At 71.8% G+C, this 23,694-nt stretch carries 24 protein-coding genes and 1 pseudogene; 21 read left to right on the top strand and 4 right to left on the bottom strand.

Features of this window, described 5'->3' with window-relative positions:
* Window positions 1-50: 50 nt before the first annotated feature.
* From C1708_RS26230 to prcA, 4 genes and pseudogenes are all read left to right on the top strand, one after another.
* Window positions 51-269, top strand: a complete 219-nt coding sequence (locus C1708_RS26230) for a ubiquitin-like protein Pup (protein WP_106414999.1) — start codon at window positions 51-53, stop codon at window positions 267-269.
* Between the two features lie 152 nt (window positions 270-421).
* Window positions 422-601 (top strand): annotated as a pseudogene (locus C1708_RS26235) (endonuclease domain-containing protein); the annotation flags it as partial.
* Window positions 553-1,398, top strand: coding sequence for a proteasome subunit beta (prcB, locus tag C1708_RS26240; RefSeq protein WP_106415000.1), 846 nt, complete (start codon window positions 553-555; stop codon window positions 1,396-1,398). The pseudogene C1708_RS26235 and the gene prcB, both read left to right, overlap by 49 nt.
* Window positions 1,399-1,469: 71 nt before the next feature.
* The gene (prcA, locus tag C1708_RS26245) at window positions 1,470-2,204 is read left to right on the top strand and encodes a proteasome subunit alpha (protein ID WP_106415001.1); all 735 of its coding nucleotides are present in this window, start codon (window positions 1,470-1,472) and stop codon (window positions 2,202-2,204) included.
* A gap of 189 nt (window positions 2,205-2,393) precedes the next feature.
* Here the strand turns inward: prcA and C1708_RS26250 are convergent, their stop codons facing one another.
* On the bottom strand, window positions 2,394-3,395 hold the full coding sequence (locus C1708_RS26250; protein WP_106415002.1) for a LacI family DNA-binding transcriptional regulator: 1,002 nt from the start codon (window positions 3,393-3,395) through the stop codon (window positions 2,394-2,396).
* A gap of 88 nt (window positions 3,396-3,483) precedes the next feature.
* Here C1708_RS26250 and C1708_RS26255 point away from each other — a divergent pair, with 88 nt between their 5' ends.
* The 17 genes from C1708_RS26255 (at window position 3,484) to C1708_RS26335 (ending at window position 20,692) form a co-directional block, all read left to right on the top strand.
* On the top strand, window positions 3,484-4,743 hold the full coding sequence (locus C1708_RS26255) for an MFS transporter (RefSeq protein ID WP_106415003.1): 1,260 nt from the start codon (window positions 3,484-3,486) through the stop codon (window positions 4,741-4,743).
* A gap of 9 nt (window positions 4,744-4,752) precedes the next feature.
* A complete protein-coding gene (gene pafA / locus C1708_RS26260; RefSeq protein WP_106415004.1) occupies window positions 4,753-6,114 on the top strand; it encodes a Pup--protein ligase in 1,362 nt (453 codons plus the stop codon).
* Window positions 6,115-6,253: 139 nt separating this feature from the next.
* The gene (locus C1708_RS26265) at window positions 6,254-7,255 is read left to right on the top strand and encodes an FKBP-type peptidyl-prolyl cis-trans isomerase (protein ID WP_106415005.1); all 1,002 of its coding nucleotides are present in this window, start codon (window positions 6,254-6,256) and stop codon (window positions 7,253-7,255) included.
* A gap of 63 nt (window positions 7,256-7,318) precedes the next feature.
* Window positions 7,319-7,690, top strand: a complete 372-nt coding sequence (locus C1708_RS26270; RefSeq protein WP_006132299.1) for an FKBP-type peptidyl-prolyl cis-trans isomerase — start codon at window positions 7,319-7,321, stop codon at window positions 7,688-7,690.
* Window positions 7,691-7,813: 123 nt separating this feature from the next.
* Window positions 7,814-8,767: a helix-turn-helix transcriptional regulator gene (locus tag C1708_RS26275; RefSeq protein WP_106415006.1), complete on the top strand. Its 954-nt coding sequence runs from the start codon at window positions 7,814-7,816 to the stop codon at window positions 8,765-8,767.
* A gap of 18 nt (window positions 8,768-8,785) precedes the next feature.
* The gene (locus C1708_RS26280) at window positions 8,786-9,781 is read left to right on the top strand and encodes a helix-turn-helix transcriptional regulator (protein WP_106415007.1); all 996 of its coding nucleotides are present in this window, start codon (window positions 8,786-8,788) and stop codon (window positions 9,779-9,781) included.
* Window positions 9,782-9,845: 64 nt separating this feature from the next.
* Complete coding sequence (locus C1708_RS26285) at window positions 9,846-10,106, top strand: hypothetical protein (RefSeq protein WP_033274974.1); 261 nt, start codon at window positions 9,846-9,848, stop codon at window positions 10,104-10,106.
* A gap of 10 nt (window positions 10,107-10,116) precedes the next feature.
* Window positions 10,117-10,311 (top strand): hypothetical protein, encoded by a 195-nt coding sequence (locus C1708_RS26290; protein WP_048460021.1) that lies wholly within the window; start codon window positions 10,117-10,119, stop codon window positions 10,309-10,311.
* Window positions 10,312-10,564: 253 nt separating this feature from the next.
* Window positions 10,565-10,846, top strand: coding sequence for a Sec-independent protein translocase subunit TatA (gene tatA / locus C1708_RS26295; RefSeq protein ID WP_106415008.1), 282 nt, complete (start codon window positions 10,565-10,567; stop codon window positions 10,844-10,846).
* A 92-nt stretch (window positions 10,847-10,938) separates the two neighbouring features.
* On the top strand, window positions 10,939-11,808 hold the full coding sequence (gene tatC, locus C1708_RS26300; RefSeq protein WP_106415009.1) for a twin-arginine translocase subunit TatC: 870 nt from the start codon (window positions 10,939-10,941) through the stop codon (window positions 11,806-11,808).
* Between the two features lie 31 nt (window positions 11,809-11,839).
* Window positions 11,840-12,730 carry a diacylglycerol kinase gene (locus tag C1708_RS26305; protein ID WP_106415010.1) on the top strand — a complete coding sequence of 297 codons (891 nt, stop codon included), beginning with the start codon at window positions 11,840-11,842 and terminating at the stop codon, window positions 12,728-12,730.
* 45 nt (window positions 12,731-12,775) lie between these two features.
* Window positions 12,776-15,634, top strand: coding sequence for a DEAD/DEAH box helicase (locus C1708_RS26310; RefSeq protein WP_106415011.1), 2,859 nt, complete (start codon window positions 12,776-12,778; stop codon window positions 15,632-15,634).
* A gap of 410 nt (window positions 15,635-16,044) precedes the next feature.
* Window positions 16,045-17,655 (top strand): ATP-binding protein, encoded by a 1,611-nt coding sequence (locus C1708_RS26315; protein ID WP_106415012.1) that lies wholly within the window; start codon window positions 16,045-16,047, stop codon window positions 17,653-17,655.
* Window positions 17,652-18,059: a roadblock/LC7 domain-containing protein gene (locus C1708_RS26320; RefSeq protein WP_106415013.1), complete on the top strand. Its 408-nt coding sequence runs from the start codon at window positions 17,652-17,654 to the stop codon at window positions 18,057-18,059. The genes C1708_RS26315 and C1708_RS26320 overlap by 4 nt, the downstream gene beginning before the upstream one ends.
* On the top strand, window positions 18,056-18,451 hold the full coding sequence (locus tag C1708_RS26325) for a DUF742 domain-containing protein (protein WP_106415014.1): 396 nt from the start codon (window positions 18,056-18,058) through the stop codon (window positions 18,449-18,451). Before C1708_RS26320 ends, C1708_RS26325 begins: the two co-directional genes overlap by 4 nt.
* Entirely contained in the window at window positions 18,432-19,052 is a 621-nt protein-coding gene (locus tag C1708_RS26330; RefSeq protein ID WP_106415015.1) for a GTP-binding protein, read from the top strand. The genes C1708_RS26325 and C1708_RS26330 overlap by 20 nt, the downstream gene beginning before the upstream one ends.
* 53 nt (window positions 19,053-19,105) lie before the next feature.
* Window positions 19,106-20,692: a cytochrome P450 gene (locus C1708_RS26335; protein WP_106415016.1), complete on the top strand. Its 1,587-nt coding sequence runs from the start codon at window positions 19,106-19,108 to the stop codon at window positions 20,690-20,692.
* On the opposite strand, the gene C1708_RS26340 is transcribed toward C1708_RS26335, so the two are convergent.
* From C1708_RS26340 to C1708_RS26350, 3 genes are all read right to left on the bottom strand, one after another.
* Window positions 20,686-21,636: a pseudouridine synthase gene (locus C1708_RS26340; protein WP_106415017.1), complete on the bottom strand. Its 951-nt coding sequence runs from the start codon at window positions 21,634-21,636 to the stop codon at window positions 20,686-20,688. The genes C1708_RS26335 and C1708_RS26340 overlap by 7 nt on opposite strands.
* Window positions 21,637-21,747: 111 nt before the next feature.
* Window positions 21,748-22,593, bottom strand: coding sequence for a siderophore-interacting protein (locus C1708_RS26345; RefSeq protein WP_106415018.1), 846 nt, complete (start codon window positions 22,591-22,593; stop codon window positions 21,748-21,750).
* Window positions 22,594-22,635: 42 nt separating this feature from the next.
* Window positions 22,636-23,565: a 5'-3' exonuclease gene (locus C1708_RS26350; RefSeq protein WP_241911463.1), complete on the bottom strand. Its 930-nt coding sequence runs from the start codon at window positions 23,563-23,565 to the stop codon at window positions 22,636-22,638.
* Window positions 23,566-23,694 lie beyond the last annotated feature (129 nt).

The following is a 23,694-nucleotide window of genomic DNA, read 5'->3' on the forward strand; positions in this document are numbered from 1 at the left end:
CTGATCTTGACCGAGCAACTGTGTCGGGCGAACCGAGCGGGGTGAGGGTGATGGCGACCAAGGACACCGGCGGCGGACAGCAGAAGGCCACGCGGTCCACCGAGGAGGTCGAGGAGCAGGCGGCAGAGACGCAGGCTTCGGAGGACCTCAAGGAGCGTCACGAGAAGCTCAGCGACGACGTGGACGACGTCCTGGACGAGATCGACGACGTGCTCGAGGCCAATGCCGAGGACTTCGTGCGGTCCTTCGTGCAGAAGGGCGGCGAGTAGCCTCACCGGCTTCGCCGGTCCGGCAGTCACGGCGGTGGTGGGCGAGCGGTGAGGAGAGGGCGCTGTCCGCGGCCGGCCCCGATGGGCCGCCGCGGGCGGCGTCCGCTCGGCTCCGGAGCGCGCGGCCGGCCGTTCCAGATGCTGTTGTCGGAAATGTGGATCATTGCTGTGGGGCGGGTAGGGTCCGTGGCGTAATGTGCTTCAACTGCAATTCGGCCATCGGCAAGTTGGGAGATGATCCCGACGCTGTTCGTCGGGCAGCTGCCTACCTGGAAGGAACTTCGTGGAAGCCAACACTCCTGGCACCGGGCGTCTGCCGGCTGCCTTCCTGACGCCGGGCTCCTCCTCCTTCATGGACTTCCTCTCCGAGCACCAGCCGGAGCTGCTGCCGGGAAAGAGGACGTTGCCGCCCGTACAGGGCGTGATCGAGGCGCCGCACGGCACGACCATCGTCGCCGTCACCTTCCCCGGCGGTGTGGTCCTCGCCGGTGACCGGCGGGCCACCATGGGGAACGTCATCGCGCAGCGGGACATCGAGAAGGTGTTCCCGGCCGACGAGTACTCGGCGGTCGGCATCGCCGGCACGGCGGGCCTGGCCGTGGAGATGGTCAAGCTGTTCCAGCTCGAGCTCGAGCACTTCGAGAAGGTCGAGGGCGAGCAGCTGTCGCTGGAGGGCAAGGCGAACCGGCTGTCGACGATGATCCGCTCGAACCTGGGCATGGCCATGCAGGGCCTGGCCGTGGTGCCTCTCTTCGCCGGGTACGACGTGGACCGCGAGAAAGGGCGGATCTTCTCCTACGACGTCACCGGCGGGCGGTCCGAGGAGCACGGGTACGCCGCCACCGGATCCGGATCGATCTTCGCGCGTGGTGCGATGAAGAAGCTGTTCCGGGAGGATCTGAGTGAGGCCGAGGCCACCACGCTGGTGGTGCAGGCGCTCTACGACGCGGCAGACGACGACTCGGCGACCGGCGGTCCCGATGTCGCCCGCCGGATCTATCCGATCGTCACCGTGATCACCGAGGACGGTTACCGCCGGCTCTCCGAGGACGAGGCGTCCGACATCGCCCGGTCCGTGCTGGAGCGCAGGCTGGAGCGGCCGGACGGTCCGCGGGCCTCGTTGCTGTAGTGCGTGCGGGCCGGATGGTCCGGTTGGTTCAGGGTGGTCCAGTGACTTCGACAGAAAGGGACGGGTAACCGGTGTCGACGCCGTTCTATGTCTCACCTCAGCAGGCGATGGCCGACCGGGCGGAGTACGCCCGCAAGGGCATCGCCCGTGGCCGCAGCCTGGTCGTGCTGCAGTACGCCGACGGGATCGTGTTCGTCGGCGAGAACCCGTCCCGCGCGCTGCACAAGTTCAGCGAGATCTACGACCGGATCGGGTTCGCCGCCGCCGGCAAGTACAACGAGTACGAGAATCTGCGGATCGGCGGTGTGCGGTACGCCGATCTGCGGGGCTACACCTATGACCGGAACGACGTGACCGCGCGGGGTCTGGCGAACGTGTACGCCCAGACGCTCGGCACGATCTTCTCCAGCGTGGGGGAGAAGCCGTACGAGGTGGAGCTGGTGGTGGCCGAGGTCGGGGAGACCCCGGAGCACGACCAGATCTACCGGCTGCCGCACGACGGGTCGATCGTGGACGAGCACGGCTCGGTGGCGGTGGGGGGCAACGCGGAGCAGATCAGCGGGTACCTCGACCAGCGGCACCGGGACGGGATGACGCTGGCGGAGGCGCTGAAGCTGGCGGTTCAGGCGTTGTCGCGGGACACCAACGGCAGTGAGCGGGAGATCCCCGCGGAGCGGCTGGAGGTGGCGGTGCTGGACCGGACGCGGCCGCAGAAGCGGAAGTTCAAGCGGATCGAGGGGCGGCAGTTGGTGCGTCTTCTGGAGGCGGGCGCGGAGGGGACGGCCTCCGGCGGGGACGAGGAGTAGTCCGCGTCGGCGGATGCGGGTGCGGATGCCTGCGGCGCGGAGCTTCTGTCCGGCGGGGGGCTGAGGTCTGACGTCTGCGGCGCAGGGGTCTGTCCGGTGGGGGCTGGTGCAGCGCCCACGGTGGGCGGGCGCGGCGGCGCCTCGCTGGTGCCGGGTTGCGCCACCCCCTCCCGCACCCGCGCCCGTGGTTCACGGCACCCGGGTCGTCGAGCCCCGGACCTCCAGGTGGACCGGGATGTCCGTGCCGGAGGGCCGCTCGCCCTCCAGGACGGCCAGCAGCGCCTGCATACCCCGTTCGCCGAAGAGTTCCGCGTCCAGACGGACGGTCGTCAGCTCCGGGTCGATGGCCGTGGCCAGGGCCAGGTCGTCCATGCCCGTGACCGAAAGGTCCGCCGGGACGCGCAGTCCCAGACGGCGGGCGGCCTTGTACGTGCCCGCAGCGAGCTGGTCGTCGTCGCAGACGACCGCTGTCGGCCGGTCTCCGGCAGCCAGTGCGGCCCCGGCGGCGGCCTCCGCCCCCTTGATGGAGATCGGTGAGCGGGCCGTCCGCAGAGATGTACCGGGCACCTGCCGCAGCCGTGCCTCCAGCTCCCGCGCGCGGACCTCGAAGGTCCAGGACGGTACGTCCGCCCCCAGGTGCAGGAAGTGGCGGTGGCCCAGGCCGAGCAGGTGCTCCGTGATCTGCTGGACGCCGTCGGCGATGTCCAGGTTCACCGTGGTCCCGCCGGCGGAGGGGTCGCTGTCCAGCATGACGAGCGGCAGCTGGTCGCCGCGGATGGCGGTCAGGGCCTCCGCCGCCATGGAGGAGGCGATGACGCCGTCCAGCGCGGCTTGGGCGCTGGCGAACGGGTCGCGGGCCGGGCCGATGCCCTCGGGGGAGGGGTAGAGGACCACGCCGAAGCCGTGCCGGGAGGCCACCCGCGCCGCGCCGGTGTAGACGCCCGCGAAGAACTCCGTGGTCAGGGCGGGCACGACCAGCAGCACCGTACGCGTGCGGCCCAGCCGTAGATTGCGGGCCGCGAGGTTGGGGCGGTAGCCGAGGGCGCGGGCGGCCTCGCGGACGCGTTCCGCCGTGGCCTCGGAGACCCGGCCGCGCCACTTGTCGCCCAGGACCAGGGACACCGCGGCCTGGGAGACGCCTGCTTCCCGGGCGACGTCCCGGCTCGTGGGGCGGACGCTGGCTCTGGGCACCGTCGCTCCTTCGTCTGGACCGGTGAACAGCGGTCATGGTACGTATAGAGAGCCTAGTTATACGTAACACTTCCACGGGAGGGCCGGTATGGCGACGGGATACCTGGAGATTCTCCGGGCGCGGCACGCCGCCCGGCTGCTCGTGGGCACGCTGGTGGGGCGGCTCCCCAACGCGACCGCCCCGATCGCCATCGTGCTGTTCGTGCGCGCCGAGGGCGGGTCGTACAGCCTGGCCGGCGTGCTCGCCGCGGTGTACGGCGTGGCCAACGCGGTGGGGCAGCCGGTGCTCGGGCGGCTGGTCGACCTGAAGGGCCAGCCCCGGGTGCAGTTGCCGGCGGCGCTGCTGTCCGCGGTGGCGATGGGCGTGTTCGCCTTCGTGGGGACCGGCCCGCTGGTCGTGGCGTACGGCGCCGTCGCGCTGGCGGGGCTGTTCACGCCGCCGCTGGAGGGCGGGCTGCGGGCGCTGTGGTCCTCGGTGCTCCCCAGGGAGGAGCACGTGCACCGGGCGTACGCCCTGGACGCCGTGGCCCAGGAGGTGATGTTCACCGTCGGGCCGCTGCTCGTGACGGTGTGCGTCTCCCTGTGGTCGGCCCAGGCCGCGCTGCTCGTGCTGAACGTCATCGGGGTGCTGGGGGCCCTGTCCGTGGTCGTCTCGCCGCCCTCGCGGGCCTGGCGGTCCGCGCCGCGTGAGGCGCACTGGCTGGGGGCGCTGCGGTCGCCGGGGCTCATCGCGCTGCTCGGGGCCTTCCTGACCGTCGGGATGGCGATGGGGTCCATCACGGTCGCCGCCGTGACGTACGCCGACGATCACGGCGGCGACACCGTCTACGGCTGGCTGATGGCGGCGCTCGGGCTCGGCGCGCTGATCGGCGGCATGGCGTACGGGGCGCGGCAGTGGGCCGGGGAGCCCGCGCGGCGGCTCCAGGTGATCGTGGCGCTGCTGGCCCTCTGCTACCTGCCGCTGATGCTGAGGCCGGCCCCGGTGGCCATGACGCTGCTCGCCGCGGTCGCCGGTCTCTTCCTGGCCCCGGCCATCGCCTGTGCGTTCGTCCTGGTGGACCGGCACGCCCCGCGCGGGACGGTCACCGAGGCGTTCTCCTGGCTGGTGACCACGTTCACCGTCGGCGCGTCGTTCGGGACCGGTGTGACCGGTCCGGTGGTCGAGGCGGGCGGGGCGCTGTGGGGATTCGCCGTACCGGGGGCCGCGGGCGGCGTGTCGCTGCTGGTTTTGATCGCCACCGGACGGGTATTGGCGGTTCCGGCCAGGACGGCGGTTGTCGCGGCCGGTTCGGAAAATGATCCGAACCGTGCCGTCGATCCCCGTTTCAGCTCGAAGGATCGGGCGTAATGTTCCCTCATGGACCGCCGCATTTTCGGGCTGGAGAACGAGTACGGCGTCACGTGCACGTTCAGGGGACAGCGCCGCCTGTCGCCTGACGAGGTGGCGCGGTACCTTTTCCGCCGTGTCGTGTCATGGGGCCGAAGCAGCAACGTCTTTCTGCGGAACGGCGCCCGCCTCTATCTCGACGTGGGGTCACATCCGGAATACGCAACGCCGGAATGTGACGACGTGACCGAGCTGGTCACCCACGACAAGGCCGGCGAGCGCATTCTCGAAGGACTCCTGGTGGACGCCGAACGACGCCTGCACGAGGAGGGAATCGCGGGCGACGTCTACCTCTTCAAGAACAACACCGACTCGGCGGGCAACTCCTACGGGTGCCACGAGAACTACCTCGTCGCCCGGCACGGGGAGTTCTCCCGGCTCGCGGACATCCTCATCCCGTTCCTGGTGACGAGGCAGCTGCTGTGCGGAGCCGGCAAGGTGCTGCAGACGCCGCGGGGCGCCGTCTACTGCGTCAGCCAGCGCGCCGAGCACATCTGGGAGGGCGTCTCCTCGGCGACGACCCGCTCCCGGCCGATCATCAACACGCGCGACGAACCGCACGCGGACGCCGAGCGCTACCGCCGGCTGCACGTCATCGTCGGCGACTCGAACATGTCCGAGACGACCATGCTGCTCAAGGTCGGCGCCACCGACCTGGTGCTGCGCATGATCGAGGCGGGCACCGTCATGCGCGACCTCACCCTGGAGAACCCGATCCGGGCGATCCGCGAGGTCAGCCACGACATCACGGGGCGCCGCAAGGTGCGCCTGGCCAGCGGACGGGAGGCGTCCGCGCTGGAGGTGCAGCGCGAGTACTACGAGAAGGCGCTGGACTTCTGCGAGCGCCGCGGCATCCGCACCGGCACCGTCGACCAGGTGCTGGAGCTGTGGGGCCGCACACTGGACGCGATCGAGTCCGAGGACCTCGACCGCATCGGCACCGAGATCGACTGGGTCATGAAGTACAAGCTGCTCGAGCGCTACCGCGCCAAGCACAACATGACCATGTCGCACCCGCGGGTCGCGCAGATAGACCTCGCGTACCACGACATCCACCGCCGTCGTGGCCTGTACTACCTGCTCGAGAAGAAGGGACAGGCCGCCCGGATCTGCAACGACCTGAAGATCTTCGAGGGCAAGTCCGTGCCGCCGCAGACCACTCGGGCCCGGCTGCGCGGCGACTTCATCCGGCGTGCCCAGGAGCAGCGGCGGGACTTCACCGTCGACTGGGTGCACCTCAAGCTCAACGACCAGGCCCAGCGCACCGTGTTGTGCAAGGACCCGTTCCGTTCGGTGGACGAGCGGGTGGAGAAGCTGATCGCCGGCATGTGAGAGGACGTGTCCCCCGGGAGTCGACGAAACACCCGGAACGTCACACGGGCGCCGTACGTTACACCGTGCGGCGCCCTTCTCACGCCGTAGAGTTGCGCGGACGCCACCCCACAAGATCGACGATTACGAGGCCCCCACCGTGCGCCGACGCTCACTTCTCATCGCCGTCCCCGCTGGACTGGCCACCCTCGCCGCGTGCGGCGACGACAAGTCCGACTCCGGCAAGGCCAGCGAGACGGCCTCACCCTCGGAGCCCGAGACGTCGGCGGCGCCGTCGCCGAAGATCGTCGAGGGCCCGCTGCCGGCGATCACGGCCGGGACCGGGTTCGGCGAGAAGCCGACCGTCGCCAAGGGCAGCGGCGACCCCTCCGAGGATCTCGCGGTGAAGACGGTCATCGCGGGCGGCGGCCGCACGATCGCCGAGAACGACTTCGTCGTGGCCCACTACCTGGGCCAGGTGTGGAGCACCGCGAAGGTGTTCGACAACTCGTACGACCGCAAGGAGCCGCTGGCCATCCAGCTCGCCCAGGGCACGATCATCGACGGCTGGCGCTACGGGCTGGTCGGCAGGAAGGCCGGCAGCCGCGTCCAGATGGCCATCCCGCCCACCTGGGGCTACGGCGAGCAGGGCAACGAGCAGGCGGGCATCAAGGGCACCGACACGCTGGTGTTCGTGATCGACGTGCAGGACACGTTCAACGCCAGGAGCTCCGCCAAGGGCGCCGACGTCGCCCAGGACGACGTCGGCCTGCCGAAGGTCGGCACCAACACCGACGGCAAGGCCCCCTCCATCGAGGTGCCCGACTCCGACGCGCCGAAGAAGCTCGTGGCGAACTACGTCATCGAGGGCGACGGCGAGAAGGTCGGCGCCGAGGACAGCGTCCTGGTGCAGTACAAGGGCGTGCTGTGGGACGGCGGCAAGGAGTTCGACTCCACGTACGGCCGCGGCCAGCTGACGTCCTTCTCGCTCCAGCAGGTCGTCAAGGGCTGGGCGCAGGGCCTGACGGGCAAGAAGGTCGGCAGCCGCGTCCTCATCGTCATCCCGCCGGAGCTGGGCTACGGCGACAACCCGCCGCAGGGCAGCGAGATCAAGAAGGACTCCACGCTGGTCTTCTCCGTGGACGTTCTCGCGAAGCTGTGACCCCCGCCGGGATGTAAGACTGTGCGTGTTCGCCTTTCCGCAGACAAGCAGGAGCATGAAGACGTGAGCATCGACAAGCCCGAGATCGACTTCCCGGGCGGCGAGCCCCCGGCGGACCTCGAGATCAAGGACATCTGGGAGGGCGACGGCGAGGTGGCGAAGGCGGGTCAGACCGTCACCGTCCACTACGTGGGCGTCGCCTTCAGCACCGGCGAGGAGTTCGACGCCAGCTGGAACCGTGGCACCCCCTTCCGGTTCCCGCTGGGCGGCGGCCGGGTCATCAAGGGCTGGGACCAGGGCGTGCAGGGCATGAAGGTCGGCGGCCGCCGCCAGCTGACCATCCCGGCCCACCTCGCCTACGGCAACCAGAGCCCCACCCCGGCGATCAAGCCCGGTGAGACCCTGATCTTCGTGGTCGACCTGCTCGGCGTCTGATCCGACCGGAGTCGATCGCCGAGGGCCCGTGCCTGTCCGGGCGCGGGCCCTCGGCTTTCACCACGCCACCCCGGGGCGGTACGGTCATCGGTCGTAAGCACCATAGGGAGGCGAAGCGCGTCGATGGCCATTGCCAAGGCGGAGCGGCTGATGAACCTCGCGCTGTGTCTGCTCGGGACGCGGCGGCCGCTCACCAAGCGCGAACTGCGCGAGTCCATCGAGGCGTATCTCGAGGCGGGCTCCGACGACTCCTTCAACCGCATGTTCGAGCGCGACAAGGACGACCTGCGCGAACTCGGACTGGTCATCGAGACCGTCGAGAACCTCGAGGGCGAGACGGGCTACCTCGCCCGCCGCGACAGCAACCGGCTCCCGCCCATCACCCTGGACGCCGAGGAGGCCGCCGCCCTCGGACTCGCCGCGAAGGTGTGGCAGCAGGCCAGGCTGGCCGGCGCGGCCAGCGGCGCCCTGCAGAAGCTGCGCGCCGCGGGACTCCCCGAGGACGTCGACCCGTACGGCGCGCACGGCGCGCTGGAGCCGCGCATCCCGGTGCACGAGGCCGCGTTCGAGCCGCTGATGCTCGCCTGCCGCGACCGCCGCCCGGTCGTCTTCGACTACCGCAAGGCCAACGCCGCCCAGCCCGAGCAGCGGCACGTCGAGCCGTGGGCGCTGGAGTGCTGGCGCGGCCACTGGTACCTGGCCGGCTGGGACCGCGACCGCGGCGCCGAGCGGGTCTTCCGGCTGTCCCGGATCACCGGCAAGGTGCGCTCGCGCGCCGGCCGGTTCACCGTGCCGGTGCCGGACGTCGTCACCGTGCGGGAGACCGTGGCGAGCTGGGCGGGGGAGACCGCCGACCGCTCGGCGCGGATCCGGCTGCGCTCCGACGCCGGCTTCCCGCTCCGGGCCAAGGCCACCTCGGTCCGGGAACTCGGGAACGGCTGGGACGAGTTGGAGATCCCGTACGGGCACGGACTGGACGCCTGGCTGGTGGAGTTCGGACCGGACGTGGTGGTGCTGGAGCCCGAGGAACTGCGGGCCGACGTGGTGGACCGGCTGCGTGCCGTGGCCAAGGGCTGAGGGGAAGCGGACGAGAACGTGGCAGGCAAACCGGTCAGGCCCGTGAACGCCATCGACCAGACCCGGCGGATGCTGTCCCTGGTGACGTATCTGCGCGAGCGGCCCGGCGCCCGCATCGAGGACGTCGCGCGCGCCTTCGGCATCACCGAGGACGAACTGGTCTCCGACCTCGACGTGCTGCCCATGTGCGGCACCAGCTTCCGCGGCGGTGACCTGCTGGACATCGACACCGACGGTGAGCGCATCTGGTGGCACAACCCGGCCGCCCTGGGCGCCGACGCGGCCGAGCCGCTGCGCCTGGCCGCCGACGAGGCCACCGCGCTGCTCGTCGCCGCCCGAGCCGTGGCCACCCTGCCGGGACTGCGCGAGGGCGACCGGCAGGCGCTGCTGCGGGCCACCGCCAAGGTGGAGACCGCGGCCGGGGAGGCGGCGGGCGCCAGCTCCCGGCTCTCGGTGACCTTCGAGTCCGAGGGCGGCGTCTTCGCGGACGTCGACCGGGCCATCGCCGAGCGCCGCCGGCTGTGGATCCGCTACTACTCGCCCGCCCGCGACGAGGTCACCGAGCGCGAGATCGACCCCATCCGCCTGGTCAGCGTCGGACACACCTACGTCGAGGCGTGGTGCCGCCGCTCCGAGGCGCGCCGCACCTTCCGGCTGGACCGGGTCGCCGAGATCAAGATCCTCGACGAGCCGTCCGCGCCGCCCGAGGTGGAGCTGCGCGACCTGTCCGAGGGGCTGGTGCAGCCCGCGGCCGAGGACCCGGAGGTGGTCGTCGAGGTCGGGCCGGGCGGGCGCTGGGTCGCCGAGTACTACCCGCACGACAGCGCGGACGAGCTTCCCGACGGCGGACTCCGCATCACCCTGCGCACCCCCGACCCCGCGTCGCTGCGGCGGCTGGCGCTGCGGCTCGGCCGCGACGGGCGCATCGTGGAGCCGCAGGAACTGGCCGAGAGCGCCCGCCGGGCGGCCCGTGAGGCGCTGGCGGCGTACGACGGGGCCGAGGCGGCCGGATGACCGGGCAGGACGACAGGCAGGAGCGAGGGCTTTGAGCGAGTCGGCGACCACAGGGGCACGGGGCATGACGGCGGCGTCCGCGTTCGCCGGGATGAGGAACGTGGCCCCGGTGATGTTCCGGGCGGGCTGCCCGGACTGCCGGGAGCGTTTCGAACTCTCCGCGAGCGCGCTGCGGCTGGCGATCGGCGCCAGCAGCCGCACCACGTTCTACTCCTTCACCTGCCCCGAGTGCGGCGCCGCCGTCCGCAAGCCGGCGGGGGAGCGGATCGTCGAGCTGCTGACCGGCGGCGGGGTGCGCACCCTGCGGCTGCACTCGACCGTCTAGGCTCGACCCCATGTTCTGGCCGATGTTCGCCGTAGCCCTGGGGTTCCTCGGGCTGATGGTGCTCGCAGTGCTCGCCGTCCGGGTCTTCGTCGAGGCCGAGCGCCTGGGCAGGCAGGTCGCGGACTCGGCCCGGCGCATCGGCCGCGCCGCCGAGGACCTGGAGCGCGCGGCCACGAGCACGGCCCGCTCGGCGGAGGCCCTGTGACGGCGAGGCGCCGCACCGGCGGGTCCGCCGTCCGGACGGGCCGCCGCCGCCCTGTCACTGGCCGGGTTCCGGCAGGTACGCTGCTGATCGCGGCCCGGAGAACGAGGCCCGGCCCGCGGACGGGAGTACGCACAGGGATTGCCGGACGTTCACCCCTGGGCGTTACGATCGCTGTCTGCACCGTCCTTCGGACGCATGTCCGACCGGTCGGACAGCCCCCCACCCACCCGCCTCGGTGAGAAGGTAAAGACTTATGGGACGGCTCGGACCTACCGAGATCATTCTGATCCTCGTCGTCATCATCCTGCTGTTCGGTGCGAAGAAGCTCCCCGACATGGCGCGGTCGCTCGGCAAGTCGGCCCGCATCCTGAAGAGCGAGGCGAAGGCGATGAAGGAGGACAACAAGTCCTCCGCTCCGGCCGACCCGCCGGCCAACGGCGAGCAGCCCCCGGCGCAGCGCACCATCCAGGCCGCCCCCGGCGACGTGACCAGCTCCCGCCCGGTCACGGAGCCGACGGACACGACCAAGCGCTGACGCAGGGCCGGTGACCTCCGGCCCGCCGCACGAGATGGGAACGTGGGTTGCTCAAGTCTGCCCGCAAACAGCAGAGGGATCCCGAGGGGCGGATGCCTCTCGTGGAACACCTGCGTGAGCTGCGCAACCGCCTGGCCAAGGCCGTGCTCGCGATCGTCGTGGTGTCGGTCGTCGCCGCGTTCTACAGCGAACAGCTCATGCAGTTCCTGGCCGAGCCGGTGCCCAAGTGCGACGACCTGACGAACAGCGACGGCGGCAACTGCGCCATCGTGTCGTTCAACACGCTGACCTCGCCGTTCACCACGACGATCAAGGTGAGCCTCATGGCGGGCCTGGTGATCTCCAGCCCGGTCTGGCTCTACCAGCTGTGGGCCTTCGTCGCGCCCGGTCTGCACCGGCACGAGAAGAAGTACACCTACGTCTTCACCGCGGCGGCGGTGCCGCTGTTCGCCGGCGGCGCCCTCCTCTCGTACGTCATCCTCCCGGTCAGCATCAAGGTGCTGCTGAGTCTCACGCCCGGGGGATCGGCGAACATCCTGTCGCTCGACGAGGTCCTCGACTTCACCATCCGCATGGTGCTGGTCTTCGGCCTGGCCTTCGAGCTGCCCCTGCTCCTGACCATGCTCAACATGGTGGGCATCGTGTCCGGCCGCCGGATGGCGGGCTGGTGGCGCGGTGTCGTCATGGGCGTCTTCGTCTTCGGCGCGGTCGCCACGCCCACCACCGACCCGGTGGGCATGCTGGCGCTGTCCGGGCCGATCGTCGTCCTGTACTTCGCCGCCGTGGGCTTCGCGCTGCTGAACGACAGACGGCGCGCCCGCAAGGAGGCACAGGGACTTTCCGACGACGAGGCGTCCGAGCTCGACCTCACGCCTGAGGCCGTCGAACCGGCCGAACCGGTCACCACGCTGCCCGAGCAGACCTCCCGGGACCGCGTCAACGGTTATGACGACGTGACCTGAGGACGGGCCGGCACCTCATAGGGTCACTCCCGTGACCAGCGAGATCACCCTCTTCGTGAACCCCGCCGCGGGCGGCGGCCGGGGCGTCCGCGCGGCGCGGTCCGCTGCCTCCGCGCTGCGGGACGCCGGCTTCCACGTCGGTACCGTGACGGGCGACGGCCCCGAGGACGCGCTGTCCCGGGCGCGTACCGCCGTCGAGGAGGGCACCGGCGCGCTGATCGCCGTCGGCGGTGACGGCACGGCGAACCTCGCCCTGCAGGCCGTCGTCGGCACGGGCACCCCTTTCGGCCTGGTGGCCGCGGGCACGGGCGACGACTTCGCCCGGGCGCTCGGCATGCCCCTGCGCGAACCCGCCACGGCCGGCCGGATGATCGCCGACGCCCTCAGGAGCGGGCGGTCCCGTGACGTCGACCTCGGCCGGATCGGAGACCGCTGGTTCGGCGCCGTGCTCGCCTCCGGCTTCGACTCCCGGGTCAACGACCGGGGCAACCGGATGCGCGTCCCCCTCGGACGCTTCACGTACGACCTGGCGATGGTCGCCGAGCTGGCCGCCTTCCGGCCGCTGCCGTACCGGATCGCCCTGGACGGCGGGGACGTCCGCGAGGTCGAGGCGACGCTGGTGGCCGTCGGGAACGGGCCGTCGTACGGCGGGGGCATGCGGATATGCCCCGGGGCTGACCTCACCGACGGGCTGTTCGACATCACGGTGGTGGGCGCGTGCAGCCGGGCCACGCTGCTGCGGGTGTTCCCCCGGGTCTACCGGGGGACGCACGTCGACCACCCCGCGGTGACCGTGCTGCGGGCGGCGAGCGTGGAGCTGGCCGCCGCGGACGTCACCGGTTACGCGGACGGCGAACCCGTGGGGCCGCTGCCGCTGACCGCCCACTGCGTGCCGGGAGCGGTCCGGGTCGTCGGCCCCTGAAGGGGCGGTCCCCGGCGCTCCTCCTTCACGCGGACGATCCGGATAATGATCGTCCTGTTGTCGGTGCGGCCCGGTACGCTCGAAAGTACGATGACAGAGGACCTCTCACCGGCCGAGCGGTACGCGGCAGCACGCAGGCGCGCTGCCGAGCAGGCCACCTCGCTCGCCTCCTTCCGCGAGATGTACGACTTCGGCCTCGACCCCTTCCAGGTGGAGGCCTGCCGGGCCCTGGAGGCCGGGAAGGGCGTGCTGGTCGCCGCCCCCACCGGATCCGGCAAGACGATCGTCGGCGAGTTCGCCGTCCACCTCGCCCTCCAGCAGGGCAGGAAGTGCTTCTACACGACCCCCATCAAGGCGCTGTCGAACCAGAAGTACGCCGACCTGTGCCGCCGCTACGGCAGCGACAAGGTGGGCCTGCTCACCGGTGACAACAGCGTCAACTCCGAGGCGCCCGTGGTCGTGATGACCACCGAGGTGCTGCGGAACATGCTGTACGCCGGGTCGCAGACCCTCCTCGGCCTCGGCTACGTGGTCATGGACGAGGTGCACTACCTCTCCGACCGCTTCCGGGGCGCCGTCTGGGAGGAAGTGATCATCCACCTCCCCGAGTCGGTGACCCTGGTCTCCCTCTCGGCGACGGTGTCCAACGCCGAGGAGTTCGGCGACTGGCTGGACACCGTCCGCGGGGACACCGAGGTGATCGTCTCCGAGCACCGGCCCGTGCCGCTGTTCCAGCACGTGCTGGCCGGCCGCCGGATGTACGACCTGTTCGAGGAGGGGGAGGGCCACAAGAGGGCCGTCAACCCCGACCTGACGCGCATGGCCCGGCTGGAGGCGAGCCGCCCGTCCTGGGGCGACCGCCGGCGGGGCCGCAACGGCATGCGGGAGGCGGACCGCGAACGGGAGCGCAGACAGCGCTCACGCGTGTGGACGCCGAGCCGGCCGGAGGTGATCGAGCGGCTCGACGCCGAGGGCCTGCTGCCCGCCATCACCTTCATCTTCAGCAGGGCCGCCTGCGAGGCCGCGGTGCAGCAGTGCCTGTACGCGGGGCTGCGGCTCAACGACGAGGAGGCGCGGGTCCGCGTCCGCTCCCTGGTGGAGGAGCGCACCGCCTCCATCCCGCCCGAGGACCTGCACGTCCTCGGCTACTACGAGTGGCTGGAGGGCCTCGAGCGCGGCATCGCCGCCCACCACGCGGGCATGCTGCCGACCTTCAAGGAGGTCGTCGAGGAGCTGTTCGTGCGCGGGCTGGTGAAGGCCGTGTTCGCGACCGAGACGCTGGCGCTCGGCATCAACATGCCCGCGCGCTCGGTGGTGCTGGAGAAGCTGGTCAAGTGGAACGGCGAGCAGCACGCCGACATCACCCCCGGCGAGTACACCCAGCTCACCGGCCGGGCGGGCCGCCGCGGCATCGACGTCGAGGGCCACGCCGTGGTGCTGTGGCAGCGCGGGATGAACCCCGAGCACCTCGCGGGACTGGCCGGCACGCGCACCTATCCGCTGCGCTCCAGCTTCAAGCCGTCGTACAACATGGCGGTCAACCTGGTCGAGCAGTTCGGGCGGCACCGCTCGCGGGAGCTGCTGGAGACGTCGTTCGCGCAGTTCCAGGCGGACAAGTCGGTCGTCGGCATCTCGCGCCAGGTGCAGCGCAACGAGGAGGGGCTGGAGGGCTACAAGGCCTCGATGACCTGCCACCTCGGCGACTTCGAGGAGTACGCGCGGCTGCGCCGGGAGCTGAAGGACCGGGAGAACGAACTGGCCCGGCAGGGCCAGACGCAGCGGCGCGCGGAGGCCGCCGTCGCGCTGGAGAAGCTGAAGCCCGGGGACGTCATCCACGTGCCCACCGGCAAGTACGCGGGGCTGGCGCTGGTGCTCGACCCGGGGCTGCCCGCGGGGCGGACCAACGGCCACCGGAGCGTGGAGTACCACGACGGTCCGCGCCCGCTGGTGCTGACCGCCGAGCGGCAGGTGAAGCGGCTGGCGTCGATCGACTTCCCGGTGCCCGTGGAGGCGCTGGAGCGGATGCGGATCCCGAAGTCCTTCAACCCGCGCTCCCCGCAGTCCCGCCGGGACCTCGCCTCCGCACTGCGCACCAAGGCCGGCCACATAGTGCCCGACCGGCACGGCAAGAAGCGCGCCCCGGCGGCCGACGACCGGGAGATCGCGCGGCTGCGCAAGGCGCTGCGGGCGCACCCGTGCCACGGCTGCCAGGACCGCGAGGACCACGCCCGCTGGGCCGAGCGCTACCACCGGCTGCTGCGGGACACCTCGCAGCTGGAGCGGCGCATCGAGGGCCGGACGAACACCATCGCCCGCACCTTCGACCGCATCGTGGCGCTGCTGACGGAGATGGACTACCTGCGCGGCGACGAGGTCACCGAGCACGGCAGGCGGCTGGCCCGGCTGTACGGCGAACTCGATCTGCTGGCCAGCGAATGCCTGCGCGAGCGGGTCTGGGAGGGCCTCGGCCCCGCCGAACTCGCCGCGTGCGTCTCGGCGCTGGTGTACGAGTCGCGGGTCGCCGACGACGCGATGGCGCCCAAGCTGCCCGCGGGCAGGGCGAAGGCGGCGCTCGGCGAGATGGTCCGCATCTGGGGGCGGCTGGACGCGCTGGAGGAGGACTTCCGGATCAGCCAGACCGAGGGCGTGGGCCAGCGCGAGCCCGACCTGGGCTTCGCCTGGGCCGCCTACATGTGGGCCTCCGGCAAGGGCCTGGACGAGGTGCTGCGCGAGGTGGAGATGCCGGCCGGCGACTTCGTGCGCTGGTGCAAGCAGGTCATCGACGTGCTGGGGCAGATCTCCGCGGCGGCCCCGGTCGCCGAGGACTCGACGGTCGCGAAGAACGCCCGCAAGGCCGTGGACGGCCTGCTGCGCGGGGTGGTGGCCTACTCCTCCGTGGGCTGACCGTCCTCGCCGCCGTCCCCGGAAGCCCGGTGCGCCCCCCGTGCGCCGGGCTTCCGCGTTGTGCGCGCCCTCGTGCGGCCGCATCACCGGCGGTCCGGGCGGGAAGGCTCGAGAGCGCCTCCGAGAGGGCGATGACCGCCGTTCCGAGGGCCCGGTTCATCCGTGACGGTGAGTGGCCGTCGTACGCCTGTACGCCGTGACGTGGTGTGTTCGAACAGTGTCGGACCGTGTAAATGACTCTGAGCGTACTCCTGCCTCAGGGGCCGTTTCCGGCACTTGCTGAATATGACTTGGCGATGATCCCGTCGGGCTAGGCTCGCCCGCAGCGCACCGAGTTGAGACGAATTCGTGCGCTTGTTCCCTTATGTGCACGTTCCCGACCGTCAGTCGACACGCTTCAGAGGGCTCACATGGCGAGTGTCCACCTTCCCTACGCACGCGCGCTGGTGCTGCCGGCCATAGTGATGGCCGCGGCGACCGGAGCCGCCGTCGCCCTGGTGACGGAGCCCGCCCGGATCGCCGTCGGCGTGTGCGGCGCCGTGGCGACCCTGCTGGTGGCCGCCACCGCGGCCGAGGCGGTGCGCCGCGGCCGGGTGCTGCGGGAGGCGCGCGCCGAACACGAGCGTCACCGTGCGTATCTGGAGGCGCGGATCGCCGCCCACGACACGGAGACCGAGTACTTCATCCAGAAGGTCTTCCCCACCTGCCTGGGCCACCTGCACGCCGGCAACGAGCCGGACGAGGTGATGCGCGACCTGCCACGGCTCAACCCGTCCTGGCGGGACCTGCCCAAGTACCAGCAGGTGCTGCTGCGCAAGGTCCTCCAGATCATCGACGACGAGGAGAACCTGCGTGACTCCTCGCTGCGCTCCTTCGTCTCCATCGCCCGCCGCGTCCAGGCCATCGTCCACCAGCAGGCCAAGGAACTGCGGGAGATGGAGGAGGACCACGGCCGCAACCCCGAGGTCTTCGACGACCTGCTGCGCATCGACCACGGCACCGCGCTGATCGGCCGCCTCGCCGACTCCATCTCCGTCCTCGGCGGCGGCCGCCCCGGACGCCAGTGGCCCAAGCCGGTCGCGCTCTACAGCGTGCTGCGCGGCGCCATGTCCCGCATCCTCGAGTACCGCCGCATCGACCTGAAGTCGATCGCCAAGATCAACATCAAGGGCATCTACGTCGAGCCGGTCATCCACGCCGCCGCCGAACTCCTCGACAACGCCACCCGCTACTCGCCGCCCACCAGCAAGGTCGGCGTCACCGCGACCGAGGTGCAGACCGGCGTCGCCATCGAGATCGAGGACGCCGGCGTCAGCCTCGACGAGCAGGCCCGCGCCCGCATCGAGGACATCCTCGACCGCGCCCAGCGCGGCGTCGACCTCCAGGAGATCGGCGCCAACCCGCGCCTCGGCCTCGCCGTCGTCGGCCGCCTGTGCACCCAGTTCAGCATGCAGGTGTCGCTGCGCGCCTCCGCCTACGGCGGCGTCCGCGCCATCCTCGTCGTCCCCAGCGAGATGATCACCGACGAGCCCGGCGTCGGCCTCGCCCACGGCATCGGCGCCACCGCCGTGCCCCGCCCCGTCGACGCCCTCCCCGGCCCGCAGCGCCCTCCCAAGAAGCGCCGTCCCACCAGCCCGCGCATCCCCGCCACGGCCGCCCTCGAGGACGATGTCCCCGAGGTCACCGAGTGGACCGCGGGCGGACTGCCGCAGCGCCGCAGCCGCGTGAAGACCCCGCTCGCCCAGCGCTACGCCGAGCAGGCCGCCGCCGAGCGCGCCGAACGCGAGGCCAAGGAGCGCGGCGAGGAGTACCACGACATCTGGGCGGCGGCCGAGCCCGAGGAGAAGAAGCGGAACGACCGCGAACCCGGGCTGTGGGTCGACGCCTTCTGGGAGGGCCTGAAGAAGGACCTCGACCCGGGTGTCCACCCCACCGACTTCACCCGGAACCCGACCGCCTACCTGCATCTCATCAACGAACCGGCCCGCACCGAGGCCGAGGACGAGGGGGACCTCAAGTGATCCAGCAACGAGCCAACTTCGACTGGATGCTCAAGGAGCTCGCCGACGGCGTGCCCGGCGTCGAGATGATCGTGGTGCTCTCCGCCGACGGCCTGCGCATCGCCCGCTACGGCGGCGAGCCGGACGCGGCCGACCGGGTCGCCGCCGCCTGCGCCGGCGTGCAGAGCCTCGCCTCCGCCGTCGCGCAGGAACTCCCGTACGGCGACGGTGAGATGAAGATGGTGCTCATCGAGATCGACGAGGGCTACTTCTATCTCATGGCGGCCGGCGCCAACGCCTACCTCGCGGTCCTCTCCGACATGACCTGCGAACCCGGCCGCATGGGCGGCATGATGCGCGACCTCGTCGTCCGCATCGGCGCCCATCTGACCAGCCCGCCCCGACGGAACGGGCAGCCCGTATGACTCCTCCGCAACGCCAGAGGCGCACCCCCGCACAGCCGGCCGCCCCGGCCCCGAAGGAGGGCGCGGGCGGCAACCCGGAGCGGCTGTACGTCGTGGCCGGACCGGACGGCGAGCGTGCCGACATCGACCTGGTCACCCTGATCGTGGCGCGCTCCCCGGACCCCCCGCCCTCCGCGACCCCCGAGCAGGCGGCGCTGCTCCGGCTCTGCGTCGCCCCCCTGTCCGTGGCCGAGCTGTCGGCCTATCTCAGTCTGCCGTTCAGCGTGGTGACCGTGCTGGTCACCGAACTGCTGACGGCGGAACTGGTCCAGGCGCGCTCCTCCATCGTCCGCAAGACGCTCCCGGACCGTTCCCTTCTCGAAGCGGTGATGCATGGACTTCAACGGCTCTGACACCATCCCGGGCCCACGTGCCGAGGACCAGTTGCCCCACACGGCGCAGTCCGCGGTGAAGATCGTGATCGTCGGCGGGTTCGGGGTCGGCAAGACCACCATGGTCGGCTCGGTCAGCGAGATCAAACCGCTGACCACCGAGGAGACCATGACGCAGGCCGGCATCGGGGTCGACGACAACTACGGCTCCGCGTCCAAGACGGCCACCACCGTCGCCATGGACTTCGGCCGCATCAAGATCACCGACGAGCTGGTGCTGTACCTGTTCGGCACGCCGGGCCAGGAGCGCTTCTGGTTCCTGTGGAACGGCCTGTTCGAGGGCGCGCTCGGCGCGGTCGTGCTGGTCGACACCCGCCGCCTGGAGGTCAGCTTCGATGTCATGGGCCGCCTCGAGGAACGCGGTGTGCCCTTCGTCGTCGCCGTCAACTCCTTCCCGGACGCGCCCCGCTATCCCCTCTCCGACCTGCGGGCCGCGCTCGACCTGACCGAGCAGATCCCCATCGTGGAATGCGACGTGCGGCGCCGCGCCTCCAGCCGCGACGTCCTGATGACCCTGATGCGCTTCCTGCACTCGCTCGCCATGACGGGATCGCTCGCCTGACGCGCGAGCCCTCTCCCCGGATCTTCTGCCTTTCCCCTTTCGGAGCGACCACAGTGACGCCTGAGTCCCATCCTCTGACGCCGGACCGCCCGGCCGGTGACGACGCCCGGCCGGAGCCGCCCCCCGGATGCCCCGCGCACGGCCGCGGCCCCGGCGGACTCGCCCGCCTCCACGCGTCGGACGACCTCAAGAAGCTCTACGAGCAACTGCGCGAGGAGCACGGCCCGGTGGCGCCCGTGCTCGTCCACGACGACGTACCGCTGTGGGTGGTGCTCGGCCATGCCGAGAGCCAGCAACTGGTGCGCAGCCCCACGCAGTTCACCAAGGACAGCCGCGTCTGGTCCGCGCTCCGCGACGGACTGGTCAAGCCCGAGCACCCACTGATGCCGCACATCGCCTGGCAGCCCACGTGCGCCCACACCGAGGGCGAGCAGCACCGGCGCTGGCGCGGCGCCCTCGACGCCGCCGTCGCCGCCACCGACTTCCGCAGCCTGCGCCGGTACGTCAACCGCAGCGTCCAGCGCGTCGTCAACCGGTTCTGCGAGGACGGCGAGGCCGACCTGGTCGGCCAGTACGCCGAGCACCTGCCGATGGCCGTGATGTGCCACGTCCTCGGCATGCCCGACGAGTACGACGACCGCATGGTGCAGGCCGCCCGCGACATGATCCGCGGCACCGAGACCGCCATCGCGAGCAACGCCCACGTGATGGCGGCGCTGGAACGCCTCACCGCCCGCCGCCGCGAGGAACCGCGGAACGACTTCGCGGGCCACCTCGTCAGCCACCCGGCCGGACTGAGCGACGAGGAGGTCAGCCAGCACCTGCGGGTGGTGCTGATCGCCGCCTACGAGGCCACCGCCAACCTTCTCGCCAACGTGCTGCGCCAGGTGCTGATCGACCCGCGCTTCCGCTCCCAGCTCAACGGCGGCCAGATGACCGTGCCCCAGGCGGTGGAACAACTGCTGTGGGACGAACCGCCGTTCAGCACCATCTTCGCCTACTACGCCAAGCAGGACACCGAGCTGGGCGGGCAGCGCGTCCGCAAGGGCGATGCCCTGCTGTTCGCGCCCGCGCCGGCCAACGTCGACCCCCGGGTCCGCCCCGACCCGACCGCCGACATGCAGGGCAACCGCTCCCACCTCGCGTTCGGCGGCGGCAGCCACGAGTGCCCCGGCCAGGACATCGGCCGTGTCATCGCCGAGGTCGGCGTCGACGCCCTGCTCATGCGGCTGCCGGACGTGGAGCTGAGCTGCGCCGAGGAGGAACTGGCCTTCACCGAGTCCATCGCCTCACGCCATCTGGTGTCGCTGCCGGTGCACTTCACGCCCCGGCCGCAGCAGGAGGTCACCCAGCCGCCGACGCACGAGAACGACGCGCCGGCGGCGTACGACTGGCAGATCGGAGGGGTTCCGCGGCAGGCGGCGCCGGCGGCTGCGACTGCTCCGGCCGCGGTTGCCGTGGGGAGCGGGGACGCGGGCGTGGGTGCGGGCGCCGGCGGGGCTCCGGCCGCCGGTTCGGTTCCGGTGCCGGCCTCGGGTGCGGCGCCGGCCGGGGCGCCCGTGCCGCCCCCGCCGCTCACGCAGCCGGAGCCGCCGAAGGGCGCCTGGCAGCGCTTCCTGCGGTGGTGGCGCGGCTACTGACCCGCCGCCCACTCCTCGTACGAGGCCCACGCCCCGAGCACCCGGCCGCTGGTGAACCGGCGTTCCGCCCCCGTCACCGGATCGGTGAACGCCAGTTCCCGCGCCAGCAGTTGCAGCGGCCGCCGGAAGTCGCCGGCCGGGGCGGGGGCGGTCACCTCGGGGTAGAGGGGGTCGCCGAGGATCGGCACCCGGAGGGCGTTCATGTGGACCCGGAGCTGATGGGTCTGGCCGGTACCGGGCACCAGCCGGTACCGGCCCAGGCCGTCCGCCCGGTGCGCGAGCAGTTCCACCCGGGTCACCGCGTTCGGCTCGCCCTCGACCTCCTTCGCGGTCAGCGTCCCGCGCTCCTTCACGATCCGGCTGCGCACGGTGCGGGGGAGGCCCAGGGCCGGGTCGTAGGGGGCGACGGCCTCGTACTCCTTGTGCACCCGCCGGTCGCGGAACAGGGTCTGGTAGGCGCCGCGCTCCTCGGGCCGCACGGTGAACAGCACCAGCCCGGCGGTGAGCCGGTCGAGGCGGTGCGCCGCGGTCAGCCGCGGCAGGCCCAGCTCGTGGCGGAGCCGGGCGAGCGCGGTCTGCCGGACGTGGCCGCCGCGTGGGGTGGTGGCCAGGAAGTGCGGCTTGTCGACGACCACGAGGTGCTCGTCCTGGTGCACCACGCGCAGGGGGAAAGGGACCGGGGTCTCGGCGGGCATCTCGCGGTGGAACCACACGCACAGGCCCGGGGCGTAGGGGGTGTCGGGCGGGACGGGACGGCCGTCGGCGCCGACGATCCCGCCCGCGGTGAACAGGGCGTCGATCTGCGCGGGGTCCGCGGCCAGACGCAGCACCAGGTGCTCCCGGACGGTCGCTCCCGGTCCGCCGGCCGGCAGACGCACCCGTACCGGGTCCACTCCGTCGCGCTGCGGCAGGGGAGGGGGCGGGGCGGGGCGTCTGCGTCTCACGTGGGGCAAGGGTACGGGGCGGGGTGCGGTTCACCTGCCGGTGCGGGGCGGTGGAGGCCGAACGCGCGGTTCCCCGCGCCCCTGGCGGGCTGCCGCTGAGGGGGCGGACGGTCAGGCCGACGCCCGGGCGCCTTCCTGTTCCGCCTCGATGCGGGCGTTCCACTCCTTCTTCGATGCCTGCCAGCCGTCCTCGTCGTGGCCCTGGCGCCAGTAGCCGGAGACGGACAGGTCCTCGCGCGGGATGCCGCGCTCCACCCGCAGCAGACGGCGCAGTTCCTTCACAAAATGCGCCTCGCCGTGGACGAAGGCGTGCACCCGGCCCTCGGGCCAGTCCAACCCGCGCACGGCCTCCACCAGCGCCTCGCCGACCCTGCGGTCCCCGCGGTGCAGCCAGCGGATCTCCACGTCGGAGTCGATCTTCTGCTCCTCCTCCGGGCCCGCGATCTCGAGGAACGCGAACGCGCGGGCGCCCTGCGGCAGCGACTCCAGGGCGCGGGCGATGGCCGGAAGCGCGCTCTCGTCACCGGCCAGCAGGTGCCAGTCGGCGGCGGGGTCGGGGGCGTAGGCGCCGCCGGGACCGAGGAACCGGACGACGTCGCCGGGCCGCGCGTTCGTCGCCCACGGACCGGCCAGACCCTCGTCGCCGTGGATCACGAAGTCGAGGGTCAGCTCCCGGTGCTCGGCGTCCCAGTGGCGGATCGTGTACGTCCGGGTCACCGGCCACTGGTCGCGCGGGAACTCGGCGCGGATCCGCTCCAGGTCGAAGGGCTCGGGGTAGACCGCGCCCGGTGCCGGGAACAGCAGCTTGACGTAATGGTCGGTGCAGGTGTCCGCCGAGACGGCCGCGAGGCCCTCACCGCCCAGCACCACGCGCTGCATGTGCGGGGTCAGCCGCTCCGTGCGGACGACCACGCCGGTGTGCGGGGTGCGCGGCGCGCGTGCCGGTCGCTCTGCCATGAGAGGCCTCCCTGTCGCAGTTAGGTATACCTAAGTTAGCACCTACCGCTCCGCGAGGGTTCCCAGCAGGCGGGTGACCGACCCGCCCAGGCCCCAGCGCGCGGCCAGGGACTCGACGGCGGCCGGGTCGCGCGGAGCGCGCGGCAGGGCCGTGTCGACGTCCGGGAGCGGGACGTCGTCCGCGACCCGGACGACCTTCGGCGCCACCGCGAGGTACGGCCGCGCCTCGTCCAGACGTCTGCGCTGCGCCGGTGTGAGCTTCGACCGCGGGTCGTCCACGGCCGCCAGGATCCCGGCCAGGTCGGTGAACTGGTCCAGCAGCTTGGCCGCCGTCTTCTCCCCGATGCCGGGCACGCCCGGCAGGCCGTCGCTCGGGTCGCCGCGCAGCAGCGCCAGATCCGCGTACCCCTTGCCGTCCACCCCATACTTCCCGCGCAGCGCGGCCTCGTCGGTGACGTGCAGCGTCCCGACGCCCTTGACGGGGTACAGCACCCGCACCCCGCGCGCGTCGTCCACCAGCTGGTACAGGTCGCGGTCGCCGGTGACGATGTCGACCGGGCCGTCCGCCCGCGCCGTGAAGGTGCCGATCACGTCGTCCGCCTCGTACCCGGCGACGCCCACCCGTGCGATGCCCAGCGCGTCGAGCACCTCCTCGATCACCGGCACCTGCGGCGACAGCGTGTCCGGAACCTCCTCCGCGTCCGGCCCCGACGCCCGCTCCTCGGCCACCCGGTGCGCCTTGTAGGACGGGATCAGGTCCACCCGCCACTGCGGACGCCAGTCGGCGTCCATACAGGCCACCAGGTGCTCCGGCCGGTGGTCCCTGACCAGGCGGTCGATGAAGTCCAGCAGCCCGCGCACGGCGTTCACCGGCGTGCCGTCCGGCGCCTTGACGGACTCCGGGACGCCGAAGTAGGCGCGGAAGTAGAGGGAGGCGGTGTCGAGAAGCATCAGTCCGGTCACGCCCCGCATCATGCCCCACCCTGCCGACAGCACCGTCCTGACGGCACGCGCGTACGTCTTCGCGCAACGTGTTGCGTGCTGCGCCACATCTGTGAGGCGGCACACGAAAAGTTTGCGCCGTTCGAAACAGGGGAGGCG

The organism is Streptomyces sp. DH-12 (assembly GCF_002899455.1).
GTDB lineage: Bacteria > Actinomycetota > Actinomycetes > Streptomycetales > Streptomycetaceae > Streptomyces.